General features: G+C 60.9%; 16 protein-coding genes. 10 read left to right on the top strand and 6 right to left on the bottom strand.

Features of this window, described 5'->3' with window-relative positions:
* The 7 genes from AC1DV9_RS25835 to AC1DV9_RS25805 all read left to right on the top strand — a co-directional run bounded on the left by AC1DV9_RS25835 (position 1) and on the right by AC1DV9_RS25805 (position 6,885).
* The gene (locus AC1DV9_RS25835; protein WP_477950538.1) at positions 1–1,671 is read left to right on the top strand and encodes a ribonuclease J; all 1,671 of its coding nucleotides are present in this window, start codon (positions 1–3) and stop codon (positions 1,669–1,671) included.
* A 4-nt stretch (positions 1,672–1,675) separates the two neighbouring features.
* Positions 1,676–2,080, top strand: a complete 405-nt coding sequence (mce, locus tag AC1DV9_RS25830) for a methylmalonyl-CoA epimerase (RefSeq protein ID WP_477942101.1) — start codon at positions 1,676–1,678, stop codon at positions 2,078–2,080.
* A gap of 81 nt (positions 2,081–2,161) precedes the next feature.
* On the top strand, positions 2,162–2,554 hold the full coding sequence (locus tag AC1DV9_RS25825) for a hypothetical protein (RefSeq protein ID WP_477950537.1): 393 nt from the start codon (positions 2,162–2,164) through the stop codon (positions 2,552–2,554).
* A 122-nt stretch (positions 2,555–2,676) separates the two neighbouring features.
* On the top strand, positions 2,677–2,958 hold the full coding sequence (locus tag AC1DV9_RS25820; protein ID WP_477942105.1) for a DUF1467 family protein: 282 nt from the start codon (positions 2,677–2,679) through the stop codon (positions 2,956–2,958).
* 584 nt (positions 2,959–3,542) lie between these two features.
* Complete coding sequence (gene proS / locus AC1DV9_RS25815; protein ID WP_477950535.1) at positions 3,543–4,865, top strand: proline--tRNA ligase; 1,323 nt, start codon at positions 3,543–3,545, stop codon at positions 4,863–4,865.
* Between the two features lie 13 nt (positions 4,866–4,878).
* On the top strand, positions 4,879–6,186 hold the full coding sequence (locus AC1DV9_RS25810) for a lipoprotein-releasing ABC transporter permease subunit (protein ID WP_112389688.1): 1,308 nt from the start codon (positions 4,879–4,881) through the stop codon (positions 6,184–6,186).
* Between the two features lie 15 nt (positions 6,187–6,201).
* Positions 6,202–6,885: an ABC transporter ATP-binding protein gene (locus AC1DV9_RS25805; RefSeq protein ID WP_310298492.1), complete on the top strand. Its 684-nt coding sequence runs from the start codon at positions 6,202–6,204 to the stop codon at positions 6,883–6,885.
* Here AC1DV9_RS25805 and AC1DV9_RS25800 read toward each other — a convergent pair.
* Together AC1DV9_RS25800 and AC1DV9_RS25795 are read right to left on the bottom strand one after the other, a co-directional pair.
* Entirely contained in the window at positions 6,882–7,346 is a 465-nt protein-coding gene (locus AC1DV9_RS25800) for a DUF5680 domain-containing protein (protein WP_477950533.1), read from the bottom strand. The two genes, AC1DV9_RS25805 and AC1DV9_RS25800, sit on opposite strands and share 4 nt — an antisense overlap.
* 67 nt (positions 7,347–7,413) lie before the next feature.
* On the bottom strand, positions 7,414–7,989 hold the full coding sequence (locus AC1DV9_RS25795; RefSeq protein ID WP_477950531.1) for a hypothetical protein: 576 nt from the start codon (positions 7,987–7,989) through the stop codon (positions 7,414–7,416).
* Between the two features lie 303 nt (positions 7,990–8,292).
* On the opposite strand from AC1DV9_RS25795, the gene dnaE reads away from it, so the two are divergent.
* Positions 8,293–11,778, top strand: a complete 3,486-nt coding sequence (dnaE, locus tag AC1DV9_RS25790) for a DNA polymerase III subunit alpha (protein WP_477950530.1) — start codon at positions 8,293–8,295, stop codon at positions 11,776–11,778.
* On the opposite strand, the gene AC1DV9_RS25785 is transcribed toward dnaE, so the two are convergent.
* Positions 11,775–13,013: a L,D-transpeptidase family protein gene (locus AC1DV9_RS25785; RefSeq protein WP_477950528.1), complete on the bottom strand. Its 1,239-nt coding sequence runs from the start codon at positions 13,011–13,013 to the stop codon at positions 11,775–11,777. The genes dnaE and AC1DV9_RS25785 overlap by 4 nt on opposite strands.
* Before the next feature lie 173 nt (positions 13,014–13,186).
* On the opposite strand from AC1DV9_RS25785, the gene AC1DV9_RS25780 reads away from it, so the two are divergent.
* Positions 13,187–14,920 carry a GNAT family N-acetyltransferase gene (locus tag AC1DV9_RS25780; RefSeq protein ID WP_477950526.1) on the top strand — a complete coding sequence of 578 codons (1,734 nt, stop codon included), beginning with the start codon at positions 13,187–13,189 and terminating at the stop codon, positions 14,918–14,920.
* On the opposite strand, the gene AC1DV9_RS25775 is transcribed toward AC1DV9_RS25780, so the two are convergent.
* The 3 genes from AC1DV9_RS25775 to AC1DV9_RS25765 all read right to left on the bottom strand — a co-directional run bounded on the left by AC1DV9_RS25775 (position 14,917) and on the right by AC1DV9_RS25765 (position 17,314).
* Positions 14,917–16,212, bottom strand: coding sequence for a DNA polymerase IV (locus tag AC1DV9_RS25775; protein WP_477950525.1), 1,296 nt, complete (start codon positions 16,210–16,212; stop codon positions 14,917–14,919). The genes AC1DV9_RS25780 and AC1DV9_RS25775 overlap by 4 nt on opposite strands.
* A 125-nt stretch (positions 16,213–16,337) precedes the next feature.
* Entirely contained in the window at positions 16,338–17,003 is a 666-nt protein-coding gene (locus AC1DV9_RS25770) for a hypothetical protein (protein ID WP_477950523.1), read from the bottom strand.
* Between the two features lie 2 nt (positions 17,004–17,005).
* Entirely contained in the window at positions 17,006–17,314 is a 309-nt protein-coding gene (locus AC1DV9_RS25765; RefSeq protein WP_112389695.1) for a DUF3572 domain-containing protein, read from the bottom strand.
* 135 nt (positions 17,315–17,449) lie between these two features.
* Here AC1DV9_RS25765 and AC1DV9_RS25760 point away from each other — a divergent pair, with 135 nt between their 5' ends.
* Positions 17,450–17,821 (top strand): response regulator, encoded by a 372-nt coding sequence (locus tag AC1DV9_RS25760; RefSeq protein ID WP_003547430.1) that lies wholly within the window; start codon positions 17,450–17,452, stop codon positions 17,819–17,821.
* Positions 17,822–17,830: the final 9 nt, after the last annotated feature.

Genomic DNA, 17,830 nt, shown 5'->3' with positions numbered 1-17,830 from the left:
ATGGCGAAACAGGACGAACTGGTATTTCTTCCGCTGGGCGGCGTCGGCGAGATCGGCATGAATCTCGCGCTGTACGGCTACGGCCCCGCGGATCATCGCCAGTGGATCATGGTCGATTGCGGCGTGACCTTCCCGGGTCCCGATCTGCCGGGCGTCGATCTGGTGCTCCCTGATATCCGCTTTCTCGCCAAGGAGCGAAAGAGCCTCAAGGCGATCATCATCACCCATGCCCACGAAGACCACTACGGCGCGCTGGCCGATCTCTGGCCGGGCCTCAACGTCCCGGTTTACGCCTCGCCGTTCACGGCCGGGCTTCTCGAAGCCAAGCGCAATTTCGAGAAGGACGCGATCGGCGAAGTGCCGGTGACGATCTTCAAGGCGGGCGATACGATCAATGTCGGCCCCTTCAGCATCGAAGGCGTCGCCGTCAATCACTCGATCCCCGAACCGATGTCGCTGATGATCCGCACACCGCTCGGTAATGTCATCCATACCGGTGACTGGAAGATCGACCACGAGCCGTCGCTCGGGCCGCTGACTGACGAGACGCGCTTCCGCCAGCTCGGCGACGAGGGCGTCCTGGCGCTGATGTGCGATTCCACCAACGCGCTGCGCGATGGTGTCTCGCCATCCGAAAAGGATGTTTCCGCCAGCCTGCGCAAGATCATCGAGAATGCCGAAGGGCGCGTGGCGATCACCACCTTCTCCTCGAATGTCGGCCGTATCCGCACCGTCGCCGAGGCAGCCGAGGCCGCCGGCCGCGAGATCCTGCTGCTCGGCAGTTCGCTGAAGCGCGTCGTCGACGTTTCCCGCGAACTGGGCCTGATGGAGGGCGTCAAGCCGTTCATCGCCGAAGACGAATATGGTTACATTCCGCGTGACAAGGTCGTGGTCATCCTGACCGGCAGCCAGGGCGAGCCCCGCGCCGCACTCGCCAAGCTGTCGCGTGACGAGATGCGCAACGTGGCACTGGCCGCCGGCGACATCGTGGTCTTTTCCTCGCGCGCCATTCCCGGCAACGAGAAAGCCATCCAGGACATCAAGAACGGCCTCGTCGAGCAGGGCATTCACATCATCACCGATAGCGAAGCGCTGGTTCACGTCTCCGGCCACCCACGCCGGAACGAACTGCAGAAGATGTACCAGCTGGTGCGGCCGAAGATTCTCGTGCCCGTGCACGGCGAGGCAACGCATCTGACGGCGCACAAGGAATTGGCCGAACAGTCGGGCATCGCCAGCGTTCCCCGTGTGCGCAACGGCGACGTGCTGCGCCTGGCGCCGGGTCCGGCCGAGGTCATCGACGAAGCGCCGCATGGCCGGATCTACAAGGATGGCTCGCTGATCGGCGATTTCGAAGAAATGGGTATCGGCGATCGCAAGAAGCTCTCCTATGTCGGCCATGTTGCCGTCAACGTGCTGCTGGACAGCCGCTTCGACATCATCGGCGAGCCGGATGTCGTGGCGATCGGCCTGCCTGTCTACGATGACGAAGGCGATGAGCTCGAGGATACGCTTTACGACGCCGTCGTCGGTGCCATCGAAAGCATTCCACGCGCCCGCCGCAAGGATCTGGACATGGTGCAGGAGGCCGCGCGCCGCGCCGTGCGCTCTGCCGCAAACCATGCCTGGGGCAAGAAGCCGGTTGTGACTGTCTTCCTCAGCAAGGTCTGACCTTATGCTCGGCCGCGTCAATCACATCGCGCTTGCCGTCCCCGATCTCGCTGCGGCGAGCGCCAGCTATCGTGATACCCTGGGTGCCAGGGTATCACAGCCGCAGGCCCTGCCTGACCATGGCGTCACCGTCGTCTTCGTCGAGCTCGAGAATACCAAGGTCGAACTGCTGGAGCCGCTCGGCGATGCCTCGCCGATCGCAGCCTTCCTCGAAAAGAACCCTGCCGGCGGCATGCACCATATTTGCTACGAGGTGGCGGATATCATCGCTGCCCGTGACCAGTTGCTGACATCAGGGGCGAGGGTGCTGGGCAACGGCGAACCGAAAACCGGCGCCCACGGCAAGCCGGTTCTGTTCTTGCACCCCAAGGATTTCTTCGGGACGCTGATCGAGCTCGAGCAGGTCTGACCGCCACTCGAAGCACAACCCAATATTCATATTGAATATTTACCTAGGGTTGCTATTCCTCTCGAAGGTGGAGGAATGCAAATGTCGGTCAGATCAATAGGGATCGTCTGTGCTATTTGTCTAGCCGTGCCTGCTGGCGCCCATGCGCAAGCGGCGGTCGATGGCAATGCCCTTACCGCGAGGGCGAGGCATCAGCTCGAATGCTCCGCAGTCTTTCGTCTTCTGGTCGAGGCCTATCCCAGGAACTGGCAAACCCGCCAGCGCGAGCGTATGTATGACGCATTCTTGGTGTTGAGCAGCGCAGGCGAACAAAATCTCGTGCGCGCAGGTCAGCCCAAGCCTGCCGCAGAGGCGATAGTGCAGGCCCGTGTCGATGAGCTGATCAGGCAATTGGAAGACGACATGCCACCGGAACAGTTCAGCGCGGCCTTGAAGGACTGCGCGAGACTCCATAGTGAGACGCTTCGCGACTGATCGGGCCCGCTGCGGCAGAGTGACCTATTTCCCAGCTGAGCTCGCGGCGTGATTTGAGCTTCGCGCCAATCCACTCTATAAGGCGCGGCGTTGCGATGGTCGCAACTGATTTGGAACCCGCCATGCTGCAGATTTTCCTACAGGGCTTTGCCGTCTATTTCATCGTCTGGTGGCTCACCCTTTTCGCCGTCCTGCCGATCGGTCTGCGCACCCAGGCGGATGATAACGAGATCGTGCTCGGCACGGTACCCAGCGCTCCGACACGCTTCCGCGCGCTCTTCGTGTTCTCGACGACGACGGTGGTTTCGGCGATCGTCTATGGCGCTTGGTACTTCTCGTCGACCTACTTCGGCTGGGGGTTCGACGCCCTGCCGCAGATCGGCCCAGCCTTCAATATCGAATAGGGCTTTTGCTCAATCTTTGAGCATATGTGTTGGTTGTCTCGAAAATGCCGTCATACGGCTGTCATCAAGATGATGCAAAGAGCTGACGCGGCGGCAGGAGCATCTGCCGCAACGTCAATTCTCTGATGTTCACGTTAGGGAAGGGGCCGAAAAACCAAAAAAAAACAAGGCTAAAAGCCTTGTTTTAAGTATCGCGTGATCCGTAACCGTTACCGGGGCTGCGACAAGCGCGCCTAAGATCTGATCCTCCCAAGACTTGACCGCGAGTTGGCAAGAATTTATCTCCTTGCCTGTTTTGTGAGCTGAAACTAGCTCAAAGAATGGGCTTTGTCACCAGCTTTTTTTGCATTTTTGCTACAGTCGGGTAAAAAATTCCTGTTGACAAGATTTTGATGCAAGCCCTTATAAACACGCGATTTTTTCTGCATTCGCGTTTTCCGGACGCCAACTTGCGTCTGCGGAAGGCTGCTTGCGTATCGCGCGGGTTTCTTTCCGGCTGCGAAGCAGATATGAACGCTGCCACTGTTAACGATTGCCGTCGATTCCGCGATTGATGTGGAATCCCAACTGCTCTGGAATCCGTCATGCGTCTGTCCCGCTACTTCCTGCCCATCCTGAAGGAAAACCCCAAGGAGGCGGAAATCGTCTCCCACCGGCTGATGCTGCGCGCCGGCATGATCCGCCAGCAGTCGCAGGGCATCTATTCCTGGCTGCCGCTCGGCAAGCGCGTCCTCGACAAGGTGAACAACATCATCCGCGAGGAGCAGAACCGCTCCGGCGCCATCGAGCTGTCGATGCCGACGCTGCAGTCTGCCGAGCTCTGGCAGGAAAGCGGCCGCTACGACGCCTATGGCAAGGAAATGCTGCGCATCAAGGACCGCCAGGATCGTCCTATGCTCTACGGCCCGACCAATGAAGAGATGGTCACCGACATCTTCCGGTCCTACGTCAAGTCCTACAAGGACCTGCCGCTGAACCTCTATCATATCCAGCTGAAGTTCCGCGACGAGATCCGTCCGCGTTTCGGCACCATGCGCTCGCGCGAGTTCATGATGAAGGATGCCTATTCCTTCGACCTAACGCGCGAAGGCGCCGAGCACTCCTATAAGAAGATGTTCGCCGCCTACCTGCGCACCTTCGATCGTCTCGGCCTGCGTGCCATTCCGATGCGCGCCGATACCGGCCCGATCGGCGGCGACCTCAGCCACGAATTCATCATCCTCGCCGACACCGGCGAATCCGAAGTCTACAGCCACAAGGACTTCGTGAATTTTGACATCCCAGCCGTCGATACCGATTTCGACGATGTCGCCGGTCTGGATGCGATCTTCAAGAAGTGGACGTCGGTCTACGCCGCCACCTCGGAAATGCACGACGAAGCCGCCTTCGACGCCATCCCCGAGAGCGACAGGCTCTCTGCGCGCGGCATCGAAGTCGGTCATATCTTCTATTTCGGCACCAAATATTCCGACCCGATGGGCGCCAAGGTCCAGGGACCTGACGGCAAGGAACACAATGTTCACATGGGTTCTTACGGCATCGGCCCGACACGCCTTGTTCCCGCCATCATCGAAGCATCGCATGATGAGAACGGAATCATCTGGCCGGCCTCCGTCGCGCCGTTCGATGCGATCGTGATCAACATGAAGGCCGGCGACGCCGCTTGCGACAGCGCCTGCGAAAAGATCTATGCCGCGCTCTCCAAGGCCGGCAAGGACGTCCTTTATGACGATACCGACGATCGTGCCGGAACGAAATTCGCGACGGCAGACCTGATCGGCGTTCCGGTTCAGATCATTGCCGGCCCGCGCGCGGTCGCGAACGGCGAAGTCGAAGTCAAGGACCGCAAGACGGGCGCCCGCGAAACGATGACGATCGACGCGGCGATCAACAAGCTCTTGGGCTGATATCGGAGGCGAAATGGCAGACGCAGCAGTGGACCAGCGGGGTTCCAAATCCGGTTTCGGTTCGGCGAGTAAGCCATTTTCCACCTTCGAACGCATGGTCGCCTGGCGCTATCTGCGCGCCCGGCGCAAGGAAGCCTTCATTTCGGTGATCGCCGGCTTCTCCTTCGTCGGCATCATGCTCGGCGTCGCGACGCTGATCATCGTCATGGCCGTCATGAACGGGTTCCGCACCGAGCTGATCTCCCGCATCTTGGGCATCAATGGCCACATGATCGTCCAGCCGGTCGATGCGCCGTTCACCGATTATGCGGCACTGACGGAGAAATTCGCCGCCGTGCCCGGTATCCGCATGGCGCTGCCGCTGGTCGAGGGCCAGACGCTGGCGTCAGGCCAGGGTGGGGCGGGCAGCGGCGCGCTGGTGCGTGGTATCCGCTCCGAAGACCTGACCAAGCTCAAAACCGTCTCCGACAACATCAAGTCCGGCGATCTGGTCGGCTTCATGTCCGGGCAGGGCGTGTTGATCGGCTCCGGCATGGCCAACCAGTTGGGGCTGCAGGCAGGCGATACGATCACGCTGATTTCGCCGGAAGGCGATGTGACGCCGATGGGCGTCAATCCGCGCGTCAAGTCCTACACCATATCGGGTATCTTCGAGATCGGCATGTCGGAATATGATTCCGCCATCATCTATATGCCGCTTGAAGAGGCGCAGCTCTATTTCAATTCCGAAGGGCTGGTGCAGTCGATCGAGCTCTTCGCCAATAATCCCGATGATATCGACAATCTGAGGCCGAAGGTGGAGGCTGCCGCGGGCCGCCAGATCGCCATCACCGACTGGCGCCAGCGCAACCAGACCTTCTTCTCCGCGCTGCAGGTCGAGCGCAACGTCATGTTCATGATCCTGACGCTGATCGTTCTGGTCGCGGCGCTGAACATCATCTCCGGCCTGATCATGCTGGTGAAGGACAAGGGCAGCGATATCGCCATCCTGCGCACCATGGGCGCCAGCTCCGGTGCGATCATGCGCATCTTCTTCATGACCGGCGCCGCAATCGGCATCGTCGGCACGCTGGCAGGCGTTCTGCTCGGCGTTGTCGTCTGCATCAATATCGAGTCGATCCGCCAGTTCTTCTCCTGGATCACCGGCACCATTCTCTTCAATCCGCAGCTCTATTTCCTCAGCCAGCTGCCGGCACAGATGAGCGTCAGCGAGACGACCTCTGTCGTGATCATGGCGCTGACGCTGTCCTTCCTTGCGACCATCTTCCCGGCCTGGCGCGCCTCGCGCCTCGATCCGGTGCAAGCGCTACGCTACGAATAAGGAATGCTGAACTCCATGAAACGCAATGTCGTTCTCAAGCTTTCCGGCGTCGAGCGTCACTACGGGCAGGGCGATACGGTGCTCTCCATTCTGAAGGGCGCGGATTTCACGCTGCACAGCGGCGAAATCGTCGCTCTCGTCGCACCGTCGGGTACCGGCAAGTCGACGCTGCTGCATCTGGCAGGTCTGCTGGAACATCCTGACGACGGCGAGGTCAGCATCAACGGCCATGCCTGCAACGGGCTCTCCGATGACAAGCGCACGGCGATCCGCCGCAGCGAGATCGGCTTCGTCTATCAATTCCATCATCTGCTGCCGGAATTCTCGGCACAGGAAAACATCATGATGCCGCAGATGATTTCGGGCCTGGCGCGCAAGGAAGCCGCGGTTCGAGCCCAGCAGCTCCTCGAATACATGCGCATCGGCCATCGCGGCGCCCATCGCCCGGGCGAGCTCTCCGGCGGCGAGCAGCAGCGCGTGGCGATCGCCCGCGCAGTTGCCAACGCGCCGAGCCTGCTTCTCGCTGACGAGCCGACCGGCAATCTCGACCCGGAAACCGCCAACTACGTCTTCGACGCGCTGGAAGCGCTGGTTCGCCAGTCCGGTCTCGCTGCCCTGATCGCCACCCACAATCACGATCTTGCCGCGCGCATGGACCGCCGTGTGACAATCACCGACGGCAAGGTCGTCGAATTCTAAAGGCGGATCAGACCGCCGCGATAATCGAGCTCGTAAGCGCGCCGTTCTTCGACGACAATCATTTCCATGCCGCGGAAATGCCCGCAATCGCCCTCGCTTCGGTCGATATACAGGCCGAACTCGTGCTCATATTCCATGCCGCCGAGAAAGCGTTTTTCACCGCTGTAAAGCGCAGACAGCGCTGCCTTGATCACGGCCCCGGCGCGGCTGCCGTCAATCAGTCGCGGCTCGATGATGTGGCCGAAGTAGTTCATCGCCCAGACGGGCTCGCCGTTCAGCCAGACGGTTTCCTGGCCGGCGAAATCGGTGCCGCCGAAATAGCTGTCGAGATAGCGCCATTCGCCGCGCTCATAGCCGATATCCTGCGATCCCGGCCGGCAGGCCGCGATCTTTTCCCCGCCGCCGACATAGGTCTGCGATTTTGCCTCGACGATAAAGTCGTTCAAGAGAGTGAGATACATGCCGCGCCTCCTGCGATATGTCTCGCAGACGCAACGATATTTGTAAAGAACAAAAAGAGAACAAGCGTCAGTTGCCGCAGATCGACTGGCCGGTTTCGTCCTTCCAGTCGGTAATGGCGATAACGCGCGGCTCCGATGTCTGATCCTTGCCTCCTTTCTGCAATTTGCCCGTCAGCGCATTGTAGTCGCAGGTGCCGCCGGCATCCGGCTCGAGCGTATCGTAATGGCTATAGGTATAGCCGGCGACGACGAACTGGCCGTTGCGATATGCGAGCGTCAGCGTCTGTTCCCAGCGGTCCCGGCCGATGGCGCTGTTCTGCGAATGGACGGCGATCGACGATTTCCCGGCGGCCTTGATCGACGGCTCCTGGCCGTAGATCCCGTCCACAGCCGTGCTGCCCCAGATCTTGCCAGGTGCGCTGGCCGCAAGCCGCAGCAGATCGTGGTCGTCGCGCAGATAGATGTAGATGCCGAGCTGATCGTCTTCGGCATCCGCCGCAGCCTCGGCAAGCACTGCCAGATCGGGCTTGCCGTCGCCGTTCCAGTCGCCCACGGCCGCATCGACGATGTGGGCGGGACCGATGTCTGCGGCAATAGCGGCCTGGGCCGAAAGCAGGGCGGCGGCAAGGATGGTCAGGCGCATGTTTCTCTCCGGTTCCGCGTTAACCAAACAGAAAACAATCCTGTTGACAACGGAACAATAGCGGAACAAACTAAAAACATAACGAGTAAAGGAGAGCCAAATGACTGACATGATCCGTGACGTCGCAGCATTCACCTCCATCGCAATGTTTGTTGCCAGCTTCTCTCTGATTCTGATGGCTATGTAATTTTTCAGGGGACCGCATGGCTGCCATGCGGTTCCGGGCAGGGACTTCTTCTGGACATCTCCACGGCCAGGACCGACAATGGCACCGATTCATACGGGCGATTGAAGGGACGTGTCATGGCGGATGCAGAGGGCGGATTTATCGGCGGGACGCCGGGTTTCGTTCATCTGCGCGTACACTCGGCCTATTCGCTGCTCGAGGGTGCGCTGCCGCTGAAGAAGATCCTCTACAAGGCTTCGGGCGACAGCCAGCCGGCGATTGCCATCACCGATACCAACAATCTCTTCGTCGCCCTCGAGTTCGCCCAGAAGGCGATGGACGAGGGGCTGCAGCCGATCATCGGCTGCCAGATCTCCGTCGATATGGAAGACGGGCTGGAAGTTGAAAAACGCGGCGGCCAGCAGATGATGGGCAAACTGCCTGCGATCGTCGTGCTGGCGGCAACAGCTGCCGGTTACGAGCGTCTCGTCGATCTGGTGAGCCGCGCCTATCTCGGCGGCGAAGACAACCAGGCGGTCCACGTCCGCGCCTCCTGGCTCGAGGAGGCCGGAACCGAGGGTCTGATCGCGCTCACCGGTTCGCTTGGCGGCCCCATCGATATGGCCCTGAAGCAGGGGCATATGGCGCCGGCGGTTTCGCGCCTGTTGCGTCTCAAGGCGTTGTTTGGCGACCGGCTCTATGTCGAGTTGCAGCGCCACGGCACCTACGACAAGCGCCACGAGCAGAAGATGATCGGCCTTGCCTACGAGCACGATCTGCCGCTGGTGGCGACCAACGAAGCCTTCTTCCCGGCGCGGGACGATTATGACGCGCATGACGCCCTGATGGCCGTGGCGCACAACGCCATCGTCTCCGACGACAGCCGCTTCCGACTGACTCCGGATCACTATCTGAAGAGCCGGACGGAGATGACCAAGCTGTTTGCCGATCTGCCGGAGGCGCTGGAAAGCACGCTGGAGATCGCAAGGCGCTGCTCCTTCGTTCTGCAGACCCGCAAGCCGATCCTGCCGCGCTTTACCGGCGCCAGCGACGACGCCGACGAAGCCGATCGCGCCGAATCCGGCGAATTGCGCCGCCAGGCCGTCGAAGGCCTCGATATGCGTCTGGCGACGCTCGGAATGTCGCCGGGCTACGAGGAGAAGGACTATCGCGACCGGCTCGAATTCGAGCTCAGCGTCATCGAGAAGATGAAGTTCCCCGGCTACTTCCTGATCGTTGCCGACTTCATCAAATGGGCCAAGCTGCAGGATATTCCGGTCGGCCCGGGCCGCGGTTCCGGTGCGGGCTCGCTGGTTGCCTACGCCCTGACGATTACCGACGTCGATCCGCTGCGCTTCTCGCTGCTGTTCGAACGCTTCCTCAATCCCGATCGCGTGTCGATGCCCGACTTCGATATCGACTTCTGCCAGGATCGCCGCGAAGAGGTGATCCGCTACGTGCAGAAGAAATACGGCCGCGAGCAGGTGGCGCAGATCATCACCTTCGGTTCGCTGCAGGCGCGCGCCGCCCTTCGCGACGTCGGCCGCGTGCTCGAAATGCCCTATGGCCAGGTCGACAAGATCTGCAAGCTGGTGCCGAACAACCCGGCCAATCCGACGCCGCTGTCGAAGGCGATCGAGGAGGAGCCGAAGCTGCAGGAAGAGGCGGCCAAGGAGCCTGTCGTCGCCCGTCTGCTCGACATCGCCCAGAAGATCGAAGGCCTCTACCGCCATGCCTCGACCCATGCCGCCGGTATCGTCATCGGCGACCGTCCGCTGTCGAAGCTGGTGCCGATGTATCGCGATCCGCGCTCCGACATGCCGGTCACCCAGTTCAACATGAAGTGGGTGGAACAGGCCGGCCTGGTGAAGTTCGACTTCCTCGGCCTGAAGACGCTGACCGTTCTGAAGGTCGCCGTCGATTTCGTCGCCAAGCGCGGCATCAAGGTCGATCTCGCCTCGATCCCGCTCGATGACAAGAAGACCTACGAGATGCTGTCGCGCGGCGAAACGGTCGGCGTGTTCCAGGTGGAAAGTGCCGGCATGCGCAAGGCGCTGATCGGCATGAAACCCGACTGCATCGAGGACATCATCGCGCTGGTTGCGCTCTACCGCCCGGGCCCGATGGAAAACATCCCGACCTACAATGCCCGCAAGCATGGCGAGGAAGAGGTCGAGTCGATCCATCCGACCATTGACTACCTGCTGAAGGAAACCCAGGGTGTTATCGTCTACCAGGAGCAGGTCATGCAGATCGCTCAGGTTCTCTCCGGCTACTCACTGGGTGAAGCTGACCTTCTGCGCCGCGCCATGGGTAAGAAGATCAAGGCCGAGATGGACCAGCAGCGCGAGCGCTTCGTCAGCGGCGCCGTCAAGAACGGCGTGTCGAAGCCGCAGGCCGACAACATCTTCGAACTGCTCGCCAAGTTTGCCAATTACGGCTTCAACAAGTCGCACGCCGCCGCTTACGCCATCGTCTCCTACCAGACGGCCTATATGAAGGCGCATTATCCGGTCGAGTTCCTCGCCGCCTCGATGACGCTCGATATGTCGAACACCGACAAGGTCAACGACTTCCGCCAGGATGCCAAGCGCCTCGGCATCGACGTGATCGCGCCCTCGGTCCAGACGTCGTTCCGGCATTTTGAAACCGGCGAGGAGCGGATCTATTACGCGCTGGCGGCGCTCAAGGGCGTCGGCGAAAACGCCGTTGAACACATTGTCTCGGTGCGCGGCGACAAGCCGTTTTCCAGTATCGAGGATTTCTGCCTGCGCATCGATCCGCGCCAGGTGAACCGCCGCGTGCTCGAAAGCCTGATCTATGCCGGCGCCTTCGACTGCTTCAATCTCGACCGGGCGCAGCTTTCGGCTGGTCTCGACCGCGTGCTCGGCTATGCGCAGCGCGCGCAGGAAAACAAGCTGAGCGGCCAGTCCGATATCTTCGGTGGCGCGCTGTCGTCGGGACCGGAAAAGATCGCCCTGCCGCCTTATTCGCCCTGGCTCGCCTCGGAGCGGCTGCTGAAGGAATTTCAGGTTCTCGGTTTCTATCTGACGGCACATCCGCTCGACAGTTACAACAGCCTGTTGGACAAGATGCGCGTGCAGACCTTTGCGGATTTCTCCGCGGCTGTCAGGCAGGGGGCCGCCAATGGCCGTCTGGCCGGTACCGTGATTTCCAAGCAGGAGCGCAAGACGCGCACCGGCAACAAGATGGGCATCATCGTCTTCTCGGATTCGTCGGGCCAATACGAAGCCGTGCTGTTTTCCGAGATGCTGAACCAATATCGGGATATACTGGAATCCGGAAAATCCTTCGTCATCACCGCCACCGGCGAAGAGCGCCCAGAAGGCATCGGGCTGCGGATCCAGACCATTCAGTCGCTGGAAGAAAAGTCGCTGCAGATGCAGAAGACGCTGCGCGTCTATGTCCGCGATTCCGGCCCTCTTAAGGCGGTTGCCGCCCACCTGAATGCCAAGGGCGAGGGGCTGGTGTCCTTCATCGTCATCAAGGAGGATGGCAAGCGCGAGGTCGAGGTGGCGCTGCAGCAGAAATACCGCATCACGCCGGAGATCGCCGCGGCGCTGCGCGCGGCACCCGGCATTGTCGATGTCGAACTTGTCTAACGCGTTACGGTGATGAAGTCGGTTCCGGCGCCGGTCTCAGGGCCGAGGCCGGTATCGGAAATCGTCATCGTCGAACCGGCGGCCAGCATCATGTCCACCTTGCGCCTAGTGTCATCGGGGATCTGGATCCGCGACAGCGCGTTGGTGATCGGGCTGCCGATGATGATCGAGCCTTCCTGCGTCTTGATGCCGAGGCGCTTCATCGTCTGTGACGGCAGGTTGTTGTCGAGCGTCAGGCCCAGCCAGTCTGCCGTGCCGTTTTCCTGATCCACCTTGTGCAGCGTGAAGAAATGCGTTCCGAGCGCCAGTTGCGGGTTCTCGATGGTAACGGGAGCCTCGAAGACAGGCTTGAAATCCTGGCGGATCATCAGCACGCCGTTCGGCGGCTCGCCTTCGCCTACCGCTGCGTAAACTTCCCTAAGGAGAGTATCGCTGGTGAGCGTTCGGTCGCCCTTGAACACAGTGGGGCGCAAGGCCTTGAAAGCATTGATCGCCTGCACCGTCGATGGGCCGAGCAAACCATCCGGATTGCCGGCATTGAAGCCCAGCTGATTGAGGAAGGTCTGGATGTCGATGATCGATTCCCGCTGGGCGCGGCGGGTGATCAGGATGCGGATCGGCTCAAGGTTTTCAGCGGGCGCTGCCGTTGGCGGGATCAGCGATGCAGACACGGTGTTCATGGCCAGCTGCACTGGCTCGCCGTCGGTGCTGCCGATGGATGGGCGTAGCTGGACGTCGGAAAGCAGCAGCGCCGGTTCCGGTGCGTTCGGGCGGAACAGCGACGGGTGGTCGATCGGCTCGGGCACGACGGCCGCATTGCTGATGATAACAGGAACGCTGAGATCCGTCATCTTGTAGAGCTCTTTGGCGAAGGCGGCGGGCATGCGCACGCAGCCATGCGAGGCCGGATAGCGCGGCACGGAATTCGACTCGTGCAGGGCGATGCCGGACCATGTCAGCCGCTGCATCCACGGCATCGGTGCTGCCGAATAGAGATTGGACTCGTGATATTTCTTTTTCTCGAGCACCGAGAAGATGCCGCTCGGCGTCGTGTGGCCGGGCTTGCCGGTCGAGACTTTCGAGGTCGCCACGACCTCGGTGCCGTCATAGACCGCAAGCGACTGCTTGTCCTTGGAGACGATGATTTGCAGCGTCCTGGCATCCACTGCCAGAGCAGGGTTCACCAGTGCGGTTGCCGACAGCAAGCCGAGGCCGAAAACAAAACGCGAGAACATGTTACCCAACCAATACGCAATACTCGAGGGGAACAATATTCAACGAAGTTTAAGGAAGGCTTGATCGCGAGCCTCCGGGGTGGCCGTCACGCACTCGTGATCAAGCGGCCGCTTATTGTAGTGGGCGCGAATGTATGCAAATCTTGACGCCGTGGCGGTTGGGGAGCCCGGCTATGCACGTCGATATTGTGTCTGCGTTCGACGAACTCGAGAAATTGCAGGGCGACTGGGAGGCGGTCTATGACGCCGATCCGGAATCGAACTATTTCATGTCCTGGAACTGGATGCGGCGCTATCTGCAAACGCGCGCCAACTGGCATGTCCTGGCGGCAAAGCGCACGGAAGCGGATGAGCATTACATCGCATTCCTGCCACTGCAGATCCGCCTGGATTTCGAGCCGGGGAAGGGTTTCTTCAATGCCATCCATATGGCGGGCATGCCTTTCTCCGTTTACAGCGGCATTCTTTCACGCCCCGAATGGTCCGACGAGGCGATGGCGGCTTTCGCAGCCTGTCTGCAGACCTTCAATTGGCGCCGGTTCAATCTCGATGAGATCTATCTGTCCGACCAGCGTCTTTCCGCACTGATCGGCAGTTTCCCGCGCCAGGAATTCGTGCCGGCAAAGGTCGTCCGGGCTGACCATATCACCGATGCCGGCGAAAGCATCGATCACGACGCCTATGTGTATATTCCGTTGGCGGATGACTTCGAGACATTCCTCACTACCCGTCTCAGCGCCAAGGCGCGCCGCAACGCGCGGGTCGCTCTGCGGGATCTGGCGAGCGGCAAGCATGGGCTGCACATCACGCATACGACCGCCGAGACATTCGAGCAGAATCTCGAGACCTTCTATGCGATGTGGAATGCGCAATGGGGTGTGCGTCAGCCGGATTATGCCGCCGGGATCATTGCCGGTTGCCGCAAGATGTTGCCCGGTTCGCTTGATGACGGATCGCTTCTGGTGCCTGTGCTTTGGGAGGGCGACAGGCCTGTCGCCATGCAGGTCCTCTATCTCGATCACAAGAAGAAGACGATGATCTGCTTCATCGGCAGCCGGGATAGCAACGCGGCCTCTCACAGCCCGGGCTTCACGCTGCATTGCTATTGCCTGCGCTGGGCAATCGAGAATGGCTACCGGAACTACGATTTCGGTACCGGAGATTTTGCCTACAAGTTCACTTTCGGCGGCGAACAGCAGCTGGTGGAGCGTCGCAGGGTGATGACGGTCTCCGAGCGCAATATCGGCGATCGTCTCGACCCGCGCTCGCTGGACGCGGCCTGTCACCGCGCCGCGCAGATGGCGGCGAAAGGCGATATCGAAAATGCCGATCTCTGCTGCCGCCAGATCCTCGCCACCGATCCTTCTCATTCCCAGACGCTGGCGCTGGCTGAAAGCCTCGAAGCGGCACGGCGCCGGCCGGCTGCGGATATCGAGTTGGAGGCGCTGATGCGCACCGCGATCGCAGATCACCGTCAGGGCTCCCTGGCGCGCGCCGAATCCGGCTATCGCCGCATCATCGAAGCGGTGCCCGGGCACTTTGCGGCCCTGCATCAGCTGGCGCTCGTGCTGTTGCAGCAGGGCCGCCTCGATGCCGCAAAGTCGTCGATCCTTGAGGCGCTGGCCGCCGGGCCTGGCAATGCGGCGGCCCATTGCACCTGCGGCAATATCCTTGCCGCTCTGTCCGAGGATGCTGCGGCCATCGCCAGCTATGAGCGCGCCATCGCCCTTTCGCCGTCCTATGCCGCGGCCTTTAACAATCGCGGCAATGTTCTGCGCCGGATGGGCCGGTTGGAGGATGCGGCGGAAAGCTATTCGCGAGCCCTCGAACTGGCGCCCGATCACGCACAGGCGGCGCTGAACAAGGCGGCCGTGCTGGCGCAGATCAACGCGATGGCCGTCGCCTAGCGGTCGCGCTTGCCGCTGCCGAACGTGTAACCGGTCTCGACGGTGTTCTTGCCGAACTTTTCGCGCAGCTTGTCCATCGCCGCTTCGGCGGCCGCGCGGCGGGTCGATTGCTCGTCGATCAGATCGGGCGGATCGGCGCGGCCGGGATCGCAAAGATCGGTGACGCCCATGCCGAGCAGCCGAAACTTAGTGCCGTCGGTCTCCCGTTCAAGCAGCTCGACGCCGGTGCGGAAGATCCGGTCGGCAAGCTGCGTCGGGTCTTCCAGCCGCCTGTTGCGCGTCCGTAGCTTGAAATCCGCAGTCTTCATCTTCAGCACGACGGTATGGCCGGCGATGTCATCCTTCTTCAGCCGCCAGGACACCTTCTCGGAGAGGTTCCGCAGGATCGGCACGAGATCCTCGTGACGGGAAATGTCTTCGAAGAAGGTGGTTTCCGACGAGACGCTTTTCGCTGCCTCGTTGAGATGCACTTCGCGGTCGTCGATGCCGCGGGAGAGCCGGGCGAGGCGCTGACCCATGCTGCCATAGCGGCGCATCAGGTCGGTCTCTTCCATCTGCTGCAACTGACCGATCGTCCGGATACCGTCGGCCTCCAGCGTTGCCGCGAAGGCCTTGCCGACGCCCCAGATGGTCGTCACCGGGCGCGGCGCCAGAAACTCCACAGCCTCTTCACGCCCGATGACCGAAAAGCCGCGGGGTTTCTGCAGGTCTGAAGCAACCTTGGCGAGGAACTTGCAATAGGAAAGCCCGACCGACACGCTGATGCCGATCTCCTTCTCCACCCGCCGTACGAATTTCGCCAGCGTCCGGGCAGGGGGATCGTTGTGCAGGCGCTCGGTGCCGCCGAGTTCCAGGAAGGCTTCGTCGATCGATAACGGCTGCACCAGCGGCGTCAGCTCCTGCATCATCGACCTGACCTCGCGGCCGACCCTGACATATTTCTCCATGTCGGGCCGGATGACGATCGCCTGCGGGCAGGCTTCCAGGGCCTTGAACATCGGCATGGCAGAGCGCACGCCATGAATACGGGCGATATAGCAGGCGGTGGAAACCACGCCGCGCTTGCCGCCGCCGATGATCACGGGCTTGTCGGCGAGTTCGGGATTGTCGCGCTTTTCGACTGCCGCATAAAAGGCGTCGCAGTCGATATGCGCCAGCGTCAGGCCGTAAAGCTCCTTGTGCCGGACAAGCCGCGGGCTTCCGCAGCTGACGCAACGGCGCGTCTCCGCCTTCTGCTCGGCAAGGCAGTCGCGACAGAAGCCGGGTGTCTTGTCAGGTGCAGCCAAAGTCATCACGGGAACAAATATTGAACATCGCGACATTACGCTCTAAGTTCTTGAGTCTCAAGACAGAGGAGCGCCGTGGCGTTGGATAACAAACGGCATTTTGGGGCCGTTGGATCGATGAAGACAGCGGATCAGCCGCGGCCACTGCCGCCGGAGGCGCCAAAGTGTTCGCCGATATGAACAGATGCCTCCTCCCAGCCCTTCACCCGGGCGATGCCTTCCATGGCCGAAGGGGCAAAGCGATGAATGTCCGACTCCGGCATCAGGTGCAGCAGCAGGCAATCCTCGACATGTTCATGGACCGAATGAAGGTTGCGCACCATGTCGTCGATGAACACGACGGGCACATCGCGGGCGCCGTGCAGCGCCTTGACGATCGGCCCCTTGGGCTGCAGCGACGCCAGAAGCGGGTAATGCAGCTCGAAGCGGTCGAGCAATCTGCGGCGCTGGTCGCGATAGACGGGCGGCATGGCCGTCAGGAGCACGATGTCGGCGGTGCCGGAAAGGCGCGCCAGAGTTTCCTCTGCAAGCAGAAGCGGCGCCTGCCACTCTTCCTGCCGCTCGAAAAAGGTTTCGATCAGCCGGCTGACAGTGACTTCGTCAGCCGCTGTCCCGTCCGGCGTTTCGATGTTTCCGTGCAGCTTGAACGATCGCGGCACCAGCCGGTAGCCCTCGCTCTCAAGAAAGCGTTCGAACGGCACGATGAATTGCAGCACGACGTCATCGACGTCGCAGACGATCAGGGGCCGGTCGGCGAGCCGCACATGCGATGTGTCGAGGTGCTCGATCTCGGCCACGGTCAATACTGCCCCGAATCGAGACCGGGCGACGAGAAATGCTGCCAGGCAGCCGTCAGCGCCTCGGGCGGCGTGCCGCTCGCCTGGCAGAAAGCCAAGGCTGTCGGCTCATGCTGCATGACGAAGTCGAGCATGCCGGAAAGGAAGGCCGTATCGTTGATCGCGTTGCGCACCTGGGCCGGTTCAATGCCGGTCAGCGCAAGAAAACGCGAAAACATGTCGGGTTCATTTGCAAGCCAGCCGAGTACGGCGATCGCCGTTTCATGCGGATCCCTGGCCAGTTGTTTAGAGGTCTTGAAGTTGCTTTGCATTTCGCTGGGTAAGTTACCTTTTTTTCAACCAAATACCGGTAGCTTGCCGCTATCGGTTTCGTCGAGCCGCGCGTTCGCAGGTCGCTTCTTGTCAGGCGGACATTTGCAGGGACGGAACATAGGAACGAGCTTGCCATGCCCAAACAGGTGATGATTGTAGAAGATAATGAGCTCAACATGAAGCTCTTTCGCGACCTGATCGAGGCCTCGGGATATACGACCATCCAGACCCGGAACGGCATGGAAGCGCTTGATCTTGCTCGAAAACACCGTCCGGATCTGATCCTCATGGACATTCAGCTGCCGGAAGTTTCCGGTCTCGAGGTGACCAAGTGGCTGAAAGAGGATGACGAACTTCATGTCATTCCCGTCATCGCCGTCACGGCCTTTGCCATGAAGGGCGACGAGGAACGGATTCGTCAGGGCGGTTGCGAGGCCTATGTCTCAAAACCGATCTCGGTTCCGAAATTCATCGAAACGATCAAGACCTATCTCGGCGATGCTTAGTGCATCGGA

Source organism: Rhizobium sp. 01L410, assembly GCF_056400165.1.
This window is presented reverse-complemented; position numbering and strand designations above follow the sequence as displayed.